General features: G+C 70.4%; 12 protein-coding genes. 5 read left to right on the forward strand and 7 right to left on the reverse strand.

What is annotated here, in order from left to right; genetic code table 11:
- Window positions 1–28 precede the first annotated feature (28 nt).
- Window positions 29–604 carry a dihydrofolate reductase family protein gene (locus HNR73_RS31785; RefSeq protein WP_203686684.1) on the forward strand — a complete coding sequence of 192 codons (576 nt, stop codon included), beginning with the start codon at window positions 29–31 and terminating at the stop codon, window positions 602–604.
- A gap of 322 nt (window positions 605–926) precedes the next feature.
- Here HNR73_RS31785 and HNR73_RS31790 read toward each other — a convergent pair whose 3' ends face one another.
- Complete coding sequence (locus HNR73_RS31790; protein WP_184791387.1) at window positions 927–1,448, reverse strand: hypothetical protein; 522 nt, start codon at window positions 1,446–1,448, stop codon at window positions 927–929.
- Between the two features lie 199 nt (window positions 1,449–1,647).
- Here HNR73_RS31790 and HNR73_RS41270 point away from each other — a divergent pair, with 199 nt between their 5' ends.
- Window positions 1,648–1,857, forward strand: a complete 210-nt coding sequence (locus HNR73_RS41270) for a helix-turn-helix domain-containing protein (RefSeq protein ID WP_373316631.1) — start codon at window positions 1,648–1,650, stop codon at window positions 1,855–1,857.
- A gap of 46 nt (window positions 1,858–1,903) precedes the next feature.
- Here HNR73_RS41270 and HNR73_RS31795 read toward each other — a convergent pair whose 3' ends face one another.
- The 3 genes from HNR73_RS31795 to HNR73_RS31805 all read right to left on the reverse strand — a co-directional run bounded on the left by HNR73_RS31795 (window position 1,904) and on the right by HNR73_RS31805 (window position 4,855).
- Complete coding sequence (locus tag HNR73_RS31795) at window positions 1,904–2,989, reverse strand: hypothetical protein (RefSeq protein ID WP_184791388.1); 1,086 nt, start codon at window positions 2,987–2,989, stop codon at window positions 1,904–1,906.
- A gap of 179 nt (window positions 2,990–3,168) precedes the next feature.
- A complete protein-coding gene (locus HNR73_RS31800) occupies window positions 3,169–3,726 on the reverse strand; it encodes a zinc-ribbon domain containing protein (RefSeq protein WP_184791389.1) in 558 nt (185 codons plus the stop codon).
- 241 nt (window positions 3,727–3,967) lie between these two features.
- Window positions 3,968–4,855, reverse strand: coding sequence for a LysR family transcriptional regulator (locus tag HNR73_RS31805; protein WP_184791390.1), 888 nt, complete (start codon window positions 4,853–4,855; stop codon window positions 3,968–3,970).
- Between the two features lie 207 nt (window positions 4,856–5,062).
- On the opposite strand from HNR73_RS31805, the gene HNR73_RS31810 reads away from it, so the two are divergent.
- Window positions 5,063–7,024: a GNAT family N-acetyltransferase gene (locus tag HNR73_RS31810; RefSeq protein ID WP_184791391.1), complete on the forward strand. Its 1,962-nt coding sequence runs from the start codon at window positions 5,063–5,065 to the stop codon at window positions 7,022–7,024.
- A 282-nt stretch (window positions 7,025–7,306) separates the two neighbouring features.
- Here the strand turns inward: HNR73_RS31810 and HNR73_RS31815 are convergent, their stop codons facing one another.
- On the reverse strand, window positions 7,307–7,513 hold the full coding sequence (locus tag HNR73_RS31815) for a hypothetical protein (RefSeq protein WP_184791392.1): 207 nt from the start codon (window positions 7,511–7,513) through the stop codon (window positions 7,307–7,309).
- Window positions 7,514–7,655: 142 nt separating this feature from the next.
- On the reverse strand, window positions 7,656–8,198 hold the full coding sequence (locus tag HNR73_RS31820; RefSeq protein WP_184791393.1) for a dihydrofolate reductase family protein: 543 nt from the start codon (window positions 8,196–8,198) through the stop codon (window positions 7,656–7,658).
- Between the two features lie 347 nt (window positions 8,199–8,545).
- Between HNR73_RS31820 and HNR73_RS31825 the strand changes: the two genes are divergently transcribed.
- Window positions 8,546–9,547, forward strand: coding sequence for an NADP-dependent oxidoreductase (locus HNR73_RS31825; RefSeq protein WP_184791394.1), 1,002 nt, complete (start codon window positions 8,546–8,548; stop codon window positions 9,545–9,547).
- Window positions 9,548–9,565: 18 nt separating this feature from the next.
- Here the strand turns inward: HNR73_RS31825 and HNR73_RS31830 are convergent, their stop codons facing one another.
- A complete protein-coding gene (locus tag HNR73_RS31830; protein WP_184791395.1) occupies window positions 9,566–10,957 on the reverse strand; it encodes an aminotransferase-like domain-containing protein in 1,392 nt (463 codons plus the stop codon).
- Here HNR73_RS31830 and HNR73_RS31835 point away from each other — a divergent pair.
- Window positions 10,956–12,248, forward strand: coding sequence for an MFS transporter (locus tag HNR73_RS31835; protein ID WP_184791396.1), 1,293 nt, complete (start codon window positions 10,956–10,958; stop codon window positions 12,246–12,248). The genes HNR73_RS31830 and HNR73_RS31835 overlap by 2 nt on opposite strands.
- Window positions 12,249–12,255: the final 7 nt, after the last annotated feature.

A 12,255-nucleotide genomic window follows, 5' to 3' on the forward strand; every position in this document is an offset into this window, starting at 1 on the left:
CGGAGACAACGTGGGCCGGATAGTCGTCGTGAACTTCATCAGCATCGACGGGGTCATCCAGTCGCCGCTGTCCCCCGGCGAAGACCGCGAAGGCGGCTTCGAGCATGGCGGCTGGGTCCCGCCCTACAGCGACGACACCGTCAACGCCTTCATGCAGAACGCGACCGTCGGCGCCGCCGGGATGCTGTTGGGCCGCCGCTCCTACGAGATCCTCCGCGACGCCTGGTCCACCGTGGACGAATCCGAACCGGCGATCGCGGCCATGAACGACATGCCGAAGTACGTCGTCGCGTCCGCACCGGTCGACCTCGCCTGGCGCAACTCCCACCTCGTCGGCGGCGACTTCGCGCACGCCATCGCCGACCTCAAGGACCGCACCGACGGCGACCTCGTCGTGTTCGGCGCCGGAGCCCTGATCCGCGGACTGGCCGAACACGACCTCGTCGACGAGTACCGCCTGCTGCTCTTCCCGGTCATCCTCGGAGCCGGCAAGCGCATGTTCGACGACCACGGCCGCATGGCCACCTTCACCTTGACCGACAGCACCGTCGCCCCCAAGGGCGTCGTCCTGCTGACCTACACCCGCGACACGCCCGCCCGGTAGTGCCCGCCATACCCCCGAAGTAGCCCCAGCACCCGTTCCCCGGACCGCCCGCGTCGGTAGCGTCATCGCCATGTCGAGCGAACCCGGGCTGTGGCCGGCGATGGCGCACCCGGCGCGGTTCCTGCGCTCGCCGTGGCCGTGGCGGGATTGAAAGGGGGTGGCCGCGCGACTGTTCGCGGCTGGGCGGGGTGGCTGGTGTGAAATCGGGGCCGTCTCGCCGGGAAGGCGGGACGGCCCCGAATGCCGGGAACCACGCGGGTGGCGCGATCGTGAACGTCGGCCGTTCACGCCGCGACCAGGCGGCGGCCTCCGTTCACGCCGGTCAGCACATCATGGTCTTCATGACGTCGTAGGCGCTGTTCCAGTTGGCGCAGCCCGAAGCGCTGTGGCCGTACCAGTTGTGGCCGAACTCGTGCGCGGAGAGCAGGGCGAAGTCGCGCACCATCGTCGACAGGGCGATGCGGCCGCCTTGGTTCCAGTTGCAGCCGACGACGTTGGAGCCGCCGCACCCGGAGACGTAGCCCGGTGTACAGGAAACCGGGGTGCCGCTGGAGGCCGTGCGCACACCGCCGCCCCAGTAGTTGGCGCCGGCGACGATGGAGTTCTCGTAGCCGCTGCACGACGAGCTGATGTAGTAGTACCAGGCCAGCTGGACGGTGACCTGCGAACCCTTCGACGGCGCCGCCGTGGCGCCGTGTCCGCCCTGGTCACCGGCGAGCAGGTGCCCGTCAGCGGCGACCGGGGCGGAGGCGTCGCCGCTCTCGGCGGCGTGGGCGGCGAAGGGGAACACCAGCACCAGCATGGCGACCAGGAGGACGCCTAAACCTCGCTGTTTCATGGTCATGTCGATTCTCATTCCTGGAGAGGCCTCCGAGCGGCGGGGGCCGCCTGGAAGCGGGGGCCGGGTAGCCGTCCGCGCGCTGCCGGGGTCGGCCATCCGGGGGTGCTTCGCAATGTAGGGACGAAACCGGGCTATGTCCAGACCAAGGGCCTTTAACCGGGAATTCACCCCTAACGGATGAAACCCTGAATAGGACCCGTATTTGGCGTGGTTCCGCCGTTCGCGAAGCGCCCCGAACCCGCCCGCGGCTAGGCGGCGGCCGTCTCCACCACGGCACCACGGCTGGGCCGCGGCCCTGCACGACGCCGCCATCGCCCGCCGAGTCGGCTACAGCTCGCAGTACACCTTCACCCACGCCTTCAAGCGCCGGTTCGGATCACCACCCGGCAGATACCGCGACCGCGCCGACTGAAGCGGACTCGCACCTTGCGGTTCCACCCGGTTTCGGTGTGCGTCGGCTACGCGTTCGCGCAGTGGATCGGCTCGACGCCGTCCCAGGAACGCTCCGCCGTGATCATGTCCCGCACGCCCGACAGGCCCACCTGCACGAAGTACAGCTGGCCGGTCAGCTCACAGTCGAGGCTGAACCGCTCGGGACCGTCGTCGCCGCTATGGGTGCCGCGCAGGGAGATCCGGCCCGGCTTCGTCGTCTGGATCGCCCAGTCGTCACCGAACTCCACCGGCGGCCACAGGATGTTGATCTCGACCTCCGGATAGGCCTCCACCGTCCAGGTGATGTCCCTGGGATCCTTCAGGCCCAGTTCGGAGGCCGCGAAGTAGCAGGATGCGGGATCGATCCCGGAGGTGTCGGCCGTGCAGGCGTCGATGGCGGCCCGGGTGGCAATGTCGGCGGTGGCGAGGGTCTGCGGCCCGAAGGTGATCGTCCCGTCCGGCGCCGCCCACGTCGGCTCGGCCTGCTCGGGCATGACCGCGACCGTCGCCGGCCGGCCGGCGACGTCGAGGACGCCGGGGCGGTCGGTGTAGAAGCGGTAGAAGCCGGGAAAGACCAGGAAGCGGGTGCTCTGGTCGTCCAGTTCCTTGAACACGCCGTTGACCTCGCCGTAGGACAGCGACGACATCGCGAAGGAGACCGCACCGTAGGGGCTGGTCAGCTCCCAGGAGTCGGACTCGCCGCCACGGGTCAGCGTGACCGTCGCGTTCACCGCCCCGGAAGGCCCGGTGACGGTAACGACGGCGATCGCCGTGGTCCGGCTCTCGGTGGTCCGCATCGCCGTCACCCGCCAGTCGTGACGGATGGCCTCGGGAACCAGGAAGTCGGTGGCGTAGCCCGACTCCACGTCTGCCGGGACCATCGCTCGCGCGGCGGCGGCGTCCCCGGCCATGACCGCGTCGAAGAAGGCCCGCACGACCTCCTCGGAGCTCTTCAGCTTCGCCTCCCGGGCGGCCGCTGGAACCAGCACACCCCCCGCGATCACCGCGACGAGAGCCAGGAACGCGACCAGGTGGACACCGGGCCGCGACCAGCCCTCCCACGACCGAACGCGCCTGTACAGGCCTGGTCTCACCGGCTCGGTCGGCTCCATGACGGACTCCCCCGTATGCCCGAAGGACGGATGCTGTCGCCGTAGGGTAGGCCGCCGAGGCCGGTGCAGTCCACTGTGGACCACGTGGCGGCACGTCAGAGTGGTGATCTCCGCCCGAGGGGCCGACAGGGGTGGAACGCCGCCCGGCGGACGCCTGCGCCCTCGATCCGATCGTCAGATCAGAGTGTCGCTCGCAGTCTTGTGATCACCTCGTCGACCGCCGCGGCCAAGGTCGCTTCGAGTTCGAGCGCGCGGCGAGCGGCGTGGATGGCGCGGGCGGCGTCACCTTCCGCTCGATCGGCTCGCAGGGCGAGGGTCGCTTGAGCGAGGTTCAGATGGGCCCAAGCGTCGGCGGGGTCTTTGTCCACTGCGGCGAAGGCACTGCCGAGTGTGGCGCCGAGTGCGTCGGCAGCTCTGCGTTCGCGGCGACAGCGGGCACAGCGGCTCGGGTGGGCGAGCTCCAGGATCTTCCAGACCTCGTACCAGTGCTGCTGTTCGACGGCGGTGAACACGAACGAGGTGCCGCATTGCCGGCACGTGCGAGGGTCGTCCGCGTAGCGGTGCAACGGGAACCAATTGCCGCGAGGCTGCGCTTGCCGGTCGCCGCGGATCTGACCTGGAAGAAGCGGGTCGGCGTCGGTGACCTCGTTGTTGCCGCGCCACCAGAGCGGCCCCCGGGCCTCCTCTCCGATCGGTGAGAGTTCATCGTTCGCGCCGGCCTCCAGGCAGGACTCCACGACGGTCCAGGCGGCGTCGTGATCAGCCCTGGCCGCCTCGGGGACGAGGAGACCTTCCCGACCGCGGGCGCCCAGGAGGAAACGCCCCTTCCCCAGGGTCTGGAAAGCCCATCCGCCGCCATCGGCACGAAACCACCACTGCGCGCCGTAGCGCGATCGACCGCGTCCGATGATCGGGGCACGACCGGTGAGTTGTCCCTCCCAGGAGAAACGGTCGTTGCCGTGCCTGTGCGTCACGCGCCTACCCCGTCGCCTGCGCATCCTCGGCAGCCTGGACGAAGGCGCGGACCAGCGCGGTCTCCCCCGCACTCCGCCACACCGGCGCGTACTGCAGGACAGGTCCGTCGGCGATGGGCACGAAGGTGACGTCCGGGCGCACCCGTGAAGCGGCCACGTAGGACCCCAGCGGCGACACGACCGTCCCGAAACCCACCGCGGTCAGCGCCTCCTCCAGCGTCGCGATCGTGGTACCGCGCCGGATGAGCCGCCCGGCCGGTGTCGTGAAAGGCGTGTGCGCCTCCCAGACGTAGTCCGGAATCGGTCCCTCCAGACCCGCGACCGGATGGTCCCCCAGTTCCTCCATCTCCACCTGCTCACGGGTGGCGAGGGGGTGACCGGAGCCGACGGCCAGCACCAACCGCTCGGTGTACAGCCTCGGCCCGACGGTGAGGTCGGGCTCGCGCACAGGCAGCCAGAGGATCGCCACATCGACCCGGCCCGCGCGCAGCCCACCGAAGGGGTCGGCCGGGAGGACCTCCCGCATGCGCAGCTCGCAGAGTGGATACCGCTGCTGGAAGAGGTCGATGACGGCGGCGATCTCCCGATGATGAACGTCGAAGGTACCGACGTTGAGCGTGCCGACCTGCCCACGCGCGACCGCGACCGCCTCATCGATGCCCGCCATGATCTCGCCGTAGCCGACACGGAGACGGGCACGCAGCCGCTCGCCCAGCGGCGTGAGCCGCACGCTGCGGCTGGTCCGCTCGAACAGCGCACCCCCGATCCGGCGCTCCTGAAGCTTGATCGACTGACTGACCCTCGCCTGGGACACCAGGAGCCGCTCGGCGGTACGCCCGAAATGGAGCTCATCGGCCAGCGTCAAGAAGATCTCGATGTCACGCAGTTCCATCAGGCCGCCTCCTCTCACCACCGAACCCGTTTAGGCCTCGCGACCGGCAAGCCTACGACGGCCGCGAACGACCCACACCACGACCGTGACCCGCGCCACCGCCCACCTCGGCCGAACCCGCACGGCCTCGAACGATAACCTCCGCCTTAACCGGCGATACGGTCTTTCGCGTTGTTCGCCACCCCTGACCAGGGCGATCGTAGGTCCATGAGCGAAACCTCGATCGACATCCTGGCGATGTCGGACCACCCCGGGGTCTCACAATGGCGGGCCGTCACGCCCGCCGGTTCGGTGGCCGGGGTGGCCGGCCTACGCCCCGCCGCCCCGTTCGGGCAAGACCTCCGTGCCGGCGAACTCAGCCTGTACGTGGAGCCGCGATGGCGGCGGCGCGGCATAGGCTCGCGACTGCTGGCCGCCGTCAACGAACGGATCGCCGGACAACGGCTCCTCGCCGACGTGGCGGCGGGCTCACCGGGCGAGGCGTTCTGCCGTCGGCACGGATTCCAGCACACCGGATCCAGGCGCCAGGACCGGATCAGCTACCACGACGTCCACCAGGCATGGCTGGGTGAACTGGTCGCCGCCGAACCTGACGGCTACCGCCTCACCCACTGGACCGGCGAGTTCCCCGACCGGCCCCGGGTCGAGGAACTACTCAGCGGCCCCGGCCGCCCCGGAACCGCCCTGCTCACCGCCGCCGACGCCGGCGGCGACCTGGCCGCCTACGCCCTCGCCGTCGTCGGCCCGCTCAACCAGCCCCACGCCCGGCAGTACGGACCGGTGCTACTCCCCCGCCACCACGGCCGACGGCTCGGCCTATGGGTCAACGCCGCCCTGATCCAGCGGCTGCACAGGCTCCACCCGCACATCGGCGAGATCACCTCGACCGCCGAGAACGATCCGGGCCTGCTCGCGATCCGCGAGTACCTCGGCTTCCGGCCGTCCCAGCCGACTCGTGTCTACGAGCTCGCACCGACCGGCCGGCCCATTGAGTTCCAACGCACCCAAGAAGGAAGACACCTCATGTCCAGCACAGTCATTGACAGCCGTCCCGAGCTCACGCGGGTGATGCAGGAGATCGTGGACTCGGGTATCACCGGATTCCAGCTGCGCGTCAGCGACGAGCACGGCGAGTGGACCGGTTCGGCCGGGCTCGCCGAACTCGACGGCAATACCCCTCCGGTGGTCGACGGCTACCACCGGATCGGGAGCAACACCAAGACCTTCACCGCCGTGGCGCTCCTCGCGCTGGTCGCCGAAGGCCGCGTCGCCCTCGACACCGCGGTGGCGGACTACCTGCCCGAGTTCGGATTCGATCCCCGGATCACCGTCCGGATGCTGCTCCAGCACACCAGCGGAATCTTCAACTTCACCGGCGAGGTCTACACCGACGGTTCGGTCGAATCCGACATCACCTTGAACGGTGCGGCGGTCATCCCGGGCATCACCTGGCAGGGCAAGGCCTGGGTCGAGCAGCGCTTCCGGACCTACGAGCCCGAAGAACTCGTCCGCCTCGCCCTGTCCAAGAACCCCCGGTTCGAACCCGGCGCGGACTGGTCCTACGCCAACACGAACTACGTCGTCCTCCGCCTGATCATCGAAAAGGTCACCGGCTCCGCACTGTCCGAAGAACTCCAGCGGACCGTGTTCGGACCTCTCGGCCTCACCCACACCATCGTCCCCGGCGCGTCATCGGACATCCCCGCCCCGCACGCCCACGCCTACTACCGATACGACAACGACGGCACCGAAGACACCATCGACGTCACCGTCCACAACCCGTCCTGGATCTCCACCGGCGGCGACATGATCTCCACGACCGCCGACCTCCAGGCGTTCATCACCGGCCTCGTCACCGGCAAGCTCCTCCCCGCCGAGATCCTGACGGAGATGTTCGACGCCTACCCCGCGATCGGCTACGGCCTCGGCGTGTTCGTGCAGGACGCACCCGACGGCGGCGGGAAACTGATCACCCACAACGGCGGCGCCATGGGCCACGCGGCTCTGATGTACACGACCCTCGACGGCAGCAAGACCCTCACCGCCGCCCTCAACTACGTCGACGACGCGAACCTCTCCCAGGCAGCGGCCTTCCAGGCGGGCACCGCCAAACTCCTCGCCGCCTACTTCGGTGGCGGGGAAGCCGAGGCTCTCCCACCGGCGGCCTAACCCACTGGTCACGGCCCCGGCCACCACGTCACCCGAGGGTGCGGTGACCGACGCCGGATCGATGATTCCGCCGGGTACCGCGCAGGCGAACGGTCTGCGCGGTACCCGGCGGGAAAGCTGTGCCGAGCGGGCTCACCGAGACGCCGAGCCCGCACCGGACCGGCGAGAAGGCTCGATCAACGGGTCGGGTCCGATCGCCAGGGGGCAACGCGTACGGCTCCTCGGCTGAGCGGCAGCGTCAGCCACGACAGCGACCCCCCGCGCCGACGCGCCACGAACCGGCTACTCCCCCGACGACTCCGCCGCGTGCCGCTCGCGCGCGGCCGTCAGCGCCTTGTCGAAGTCGCGTTGTGTGTCGTCGCACCAGTGCAGCAGGTCGGCGAGGACGCGCTGGAGGGCTCCGCTGGGAGACGTCCGCCAGCCCTCGGCAGACAGCGTGTACTCCTGGAGCGCGGCGTTCGCGCGCCGCACCGCTTCGTCGTGGCTCATGCCGTCACGGCTCCTCGTTGATGCTCGGCGGGAAGAACCGGCCCAGGCTACGTGCCGTTCCACCGGGGGGCATGCTGGTTTAGCCGACCGGTGTCTTCCGCAGTGCCTGACGCGCCGGGTAAGACGGTCTTGAAGCGCCCGTCTACTTCCGCACGCGGAAGCGAAGCGTCGTGACCGCGCCCGACTGGGTGTTGCTGAAAGGTTCCAGCTCGACCCTGCCCATGCTCGGCGGTGCGAAGCGGACGCCGTCGCCCAGCAGTACCGGCAGGACGTACACCAGGATCTCATCGACGAGCCCGTGCCGCAGGCACTGGGCGGCCACGTCGGCGCCGAGGATCTCCAGGTTCTTGCCGTCGGCGGCTTCGCGTGCCGTGGCGACGGCTTCCTCGATGCCGCAGGTGAGGAAGGTGACGGTCGGGTCCGGCTCGACGGGGGGCTTGTGCGTGAGGATGAACTGCGCTCCCCCGTCGTAGGGGGTGCCCTGGGCGGCCATGCGCTTGGCGACCTCGTAGGTGCCCCGGCCGACGAGCATCGCGCCCGTGGCCGCCATGACGTCGGGGACCTCGGCGGCGGTCAGGTACTCGCCGATCCAGTCCATCGCGTGCTCGCGGCCGGCGATGAAGCCGTCCAGCGACATCGCCCGGTTCACGACCACTTTGCCGGTGCCGAAACCCACATCGCTCATGCGTCTTCTCCACAGCTCTTCGAGGCCCGAGGCCGGGTCGCAGCACGGCCGGTGAGGAATCGCGAGCGTATCAACGGTGCCGCGACGTGAACAACCGGAAGCCGGGCGCGGTCGCCGCGCGAGGACGGCGACGCACCCGGGAACGACATCGCCGGTGCGGTTCTCCCCAGCCCCGGGCCGGGTGGCCACGCCTGTGGACCATTCCCCCCCGTCGTGTCAGCAGGACGGGGCGGAGGCACGACGGGAGCAGCGCACTTCTTCGGCGGGATGACCCGTCGGCCGACTAGCGTGTCCACCATGCCCCGCCCGACGGCGGCCACGACAACGGCGAAAGCAGGCGACGCCTCATGCGGGGATACGTTCTGACCCGATACGGCCGACCGGACGCGATGGAGTTGCGCGAGGTCCCCACACCGCGGCCGGGACCGGGCGAGGTCCTCATCCGGGTACGGGCGGCGGGCCTCAACCCCATCGACTACAAACTGCGGCAGGGAACGTTGCGCGCGATCGTGAAGCTCTCGCTGCCGACCGTCGCCGGCAGCGAACTGGCCGGTGAGGTCGAGGCCGTCGGTACCGGCGTCACCCGCTTCGCCGTCGGCGACCGCGTATTCGCCCGTGTGGACAAGTCCACACTCGGCGCCTTCGCCGACCACGCCGTCGTGGCCGAGACACTGGCGGCGAGGATGCCCGACGGGCTCGGCTTCACCGATGCCGCCGGACTGCCGCTCGCCGGGCTGACCTCCCTCCAGGCCCTGCGCGACGAACTGCGCCTCGCCAAGGGAGACCGGGTGTTCATCTCCGGCGGCGCGGGAGGGGTCGGCACACTCGCCATCCAGATCGCCGTGGCCATGGGCGCCCAGGTCGCGACCACCGCCTCACCACGAGGCGAGCAGCTCGTGCGCTCGCTGGGCGCGACGACCGTCATCGACTACCGCAAGGAGAAGTTCACCGACGTCCTCGGCGACTACGACGGCGCCTTCGACCTGACCGGCGGCCAAGACCTCGTCGACAGCTTCGCCATCCTCAAACCCGGAGCCACCACCGTCTCGGTCACCACGACCCCCGAGCCGGCCACCGCCCGCAAGGATCTGGGCAAAGGTCCCCTCTTCGCCGCCCTGTTCGGGGTGCTGAGCTGGAAGATCCGGCGCGAGGCCAGAAGACACGGCGTCACCTACCGCTTCTTGTTCATGCACCCCAGCGGCACCGACCTCGAAACCCTGGCCGCCATGGTCGGCAAAGGCGAACTCGCACCGGTCACCGACCGCGTCTTCCCTTTCGACCGGATCGACGACGCCTTCGCCTACCTGGAACAGGGACGCGCCAAAGGCAAGGTCATCGTCGAAATGTGACGACGTGGAACGCCACGGCTATCCCAGCGCCGCCAACCGCCGTACACCTTCGGCGAGCGTGGCGGTCTCAGCGGCCGCGGCGAAACCGAGCCGCAGGAAGGCACCGGAGGGTTCGGCGGGGAAGAAGCGACGGCCGGTACCGACGGCGATGCCCTCGCGACGGGCCGCCGCGGCGAAGGCGGTCTCCTCGACGCCCGACGGCAGGCCCGCCCACAGGTGCAGCCCGCCCACCGGGGTGCGCTCGATCGTCCATTCAGGACAGTGGACGGCCAGGGCCTCGCACAGGACCCGGCAGCGGTCGCGCAGGGCGGCCGCGAGGCTCCTCAGGTGGCGTTCCCAGCCGGGTGAGCTGAGCAGTTCCAGCGCGGCCTCCTGCAGTGGGCGCGGGATGAAGAAGGCGTCGACGTAGCCGACCGCCCGCATGCGCTCCATCACCGGTCCGCGCGCGGTCAGTGCTGCGATGCGCAGGCTCGGTGCGGCGGGTTTGCTCAGTGAGGTGAGGTGGACGACCGTGCCGTCGTGGTCTTCGGCGATCAGCGGCCGGGGCTGGGTGCCGCCGTGCCCGAGGTGGCGGGCGAAGTCGTCTTCGACGACGAAGGCCCCGGCCGCGCGGGCCACGGCGACGACCTGCTCGCGGCGCTCGGGGGACAAGACAACACCGGTCGGGTTGTGGTGCGCCGGCTGGCAGTAGAGCAGCCGGGCGCCGGTCATCGCGAAGGCCTCGGCGAGCAGTTCGGGCCGCAGCCCGTCGTGGTCGACGGGTACGGGCACCGGCCGCAGTCCGGCGGCGCGGGCGGCGGCGATGGCGCCGGGGTAGGTCGGTGACTCCATGAGGACGGGGTCGCCGGGCCCGGCGATGGCCCGGAAGGCCACCGAGAGCCCGTTCTGGCCGCCGGAGACGATGAGGACGTCGTCGGCGTCGACGTCGGCGCCGGTCATGCGCGCGAAGAGGCCGCGCAGGGAGGCCAGGCCGTCGCTGGGGGCGCGGTCCCAGGCGTCGGGGCGGCGGGCGGCGCGGGCGAGGGCCGCGCCGAGCGGCGACGTCGGCTGGAGGGAGCGGTGCAGGTACCCGCCGTCGAGGACGATCGCGTCGGACGGGGGCGGGCCGAGGCCGTCGGTGACCGCGCGGGTGTCGACGGTCCGGTCGGTCAGCGCGACGGTCTGCCAGCCGGTGTCGGCCGAGCGGACGCCGGCCCGGCCGCGCCCGGCGACGTAGGTGCCGCTGCCGGGGCGGGTGACGACGAGCCCTTCGGTGGCCAGCAGGGCGATGGCCCGCGCGACGGTCACCGGGCTGACGTGGTGGCGCAGGACGAGTTCGCGGCTGCTGGGCAGCCGGTCGCCAGGCGTGGCGGCGGCGACCAGGGCGCGCAGCGTGGCGAGCAGGTCAGCAGAAGTGCTACTCTCCGACATGAGAGATCATAGTAGCGCTACTGTCCTTGATCGCGAAACGCTACCGCCGCGAAACCTGTGGCGCAACGGCGACTTCCTGAGGTTCTGGTTCGGCGAGACGCTGTCGCTCATGGGCACCCAGGTCACCAACCTCGCCCTGCCGCTGACGGCCATCACGGCCTTCGGCGCCGACGACGAACAGGTCGGGCTGCTGCGGTTCCTGCAGCTGGTCCCCTACCTCGGCCTCGCCCTGGTCTTCGGCGTGTGGGTCGACCGGGTGCGGCGGCGGTCGATGATGCTCGGCGCCAACCTGGTCCGGCTGGTCCTGCTGGCCGCGATCCCGCTGCTGTACTGGACGCACCTGCTGGACCTGACCACCCTGCTGGTGATCGCGTGCGCGGTCGGTGTCGCCTCGGTCCTCTACGACCTGAGCTGGATGTCCTATGTGCCCACCGTCGTCAAGGATCCGGCCCAGTACGTCGAGGCCGGCGCCAAGATGGGCGTCAGCTCCTCGACCGCCGAGGTCGCCGGGCCCGGCCTCGCCGGACTGCTGATCAGCGCGCTCACCGCACCGGTCGCGCTGGTCGTGGACGCCTTCTCCTACCTGGTGTCGGTGCTGTCGCTGCTGGCGATCCGCACCCGCGAACAGCGGCCCGCACCGGTCCGCAGACACCTCGGCGCCGAACTGCGCGACGGCCTGCGCTGGGTGCTGGGCAACCCGATCCTGCGCGCGCTGGCGCTCATCGGCTTCTGCTGCAACTTCTCGATGATCTCGGTGTGGACGATGTTCCTGCTCTACGGCACCCGCGACCTGGGCCTGACCTCGGCGACCATCGGCATGGTCTTCGCCGCGGCCTCGGTGGGCGGGCTGATCGGCGCGGGCGTCTCCCGCAAGGTCATCGCGCGCTTCCGGCTAGGCCGCGTCTACTTCGTCGCGCAGAGCGCGCTGCTGCTCGGGCCGCTGGTGATCGTCGTGGCCGGCGGACCGGTCCCGGTGATGATCGGGATGTTCATCGCCTCCTTCTTCCTGACCTACCTCGGCCTCGGGGTCGCCGGCGTCATCATCGTCAGCCTCCGCCAGACCAGCACACCACCATCGATGATGGGCCGCATGACCGCGGTCTTCCGGACACTGCTGTTCGGCGGCGGCGCCCTCGGTGGACTGGCCGCGGGCCTGCTGGCCGGGCACCTCGGCGCGCACGGTGGGCTGACGGTCGTCGCCGTCGCCTCGGCCCTCGCCGTGATCGGGGTACTGGTGTCGCCGGTGAGCCGCCTGCGCGGGCTGCCCGAGCCGGTCGCAGAGGCCGGATAGGCGACAT

Origin of the sequence: Phytomonospora endophytica, from assembly GCF_014202425.1 — a bacterium.
Classification (GTDB): domain Bacteria; phylum Actinomycetota; class Actinomycetes; order Mycobacteriales; family Micromonosporaceae; genus Phytomonospora; species Phytomonospora endophytica.

Bases quoted from the DNA above. Each gene is read 5' to 3' on its own strand.
- HNR73_RS31790 (WP_184791387.1), bottom strand. From the start codon at position 1,448: ATGACCATGAAACAGCGAGGTTTAGGCGTCCTCCTGGTCGCCATGCTG.
- HNR73_RS31795 (WP_184791388.1), bottom strand. From the start codon at position 2,989: ATGGAGCCGACCGAGCCGGTGAGACCAGGCCTGTACAGGCGCGTTCGG.
- HNR73_RS31805 (WP_184791390.1), bottom strand. From the start codon at position 4,855: ATGGAACTGCGTGACATCGAGATCTTCTTGACGCTGGCCGATGAGCTC.
- HNR73_RS31810 (WP_184791391.1), top strand. From the start codon at position 5,063: ATGAGCGAAACCTCGATCGACATCCTGGCGATGTCGGACCACCCCGGG.
- HNR73_RS31815 (WP_184791392.1), bottom strand. From the start codon at position 7,513: ATGAGCCACGACGAAGCGGTGCGGCGCGCGAACGCCGCGCTCCAGGAG.
- HNR73_RS31820 (WP_184791393.1), bottom strand. From the start codon at position 8,198: ATGAGCGATGTGGGTTTCGGCACCGGCAAAGTGGTCGTGAACCGGGCG.
- HNR73_RS31825 (WP_184791394.1), top strand. From the start codon at position 8,546: ATGCGGGGATACGTTCTGACCCGATACGGCCGACCGGACGCGATGGAG.
- HNR73_RS31835 (WP_184791396.1), top strand. From the start codon at position 10,956: ATGAGAGATCATAGTAGCGCTACTGTCCTTGATCGCGAAACGCTACCG.
- HNR73_RS31830 (WP_184791395.1), bottom strand. From the start codon at position 10,957: ATGTCGGAGAGTAGCACTTCTGCTGACCTGCTCGCCACGCTGCGCGCC.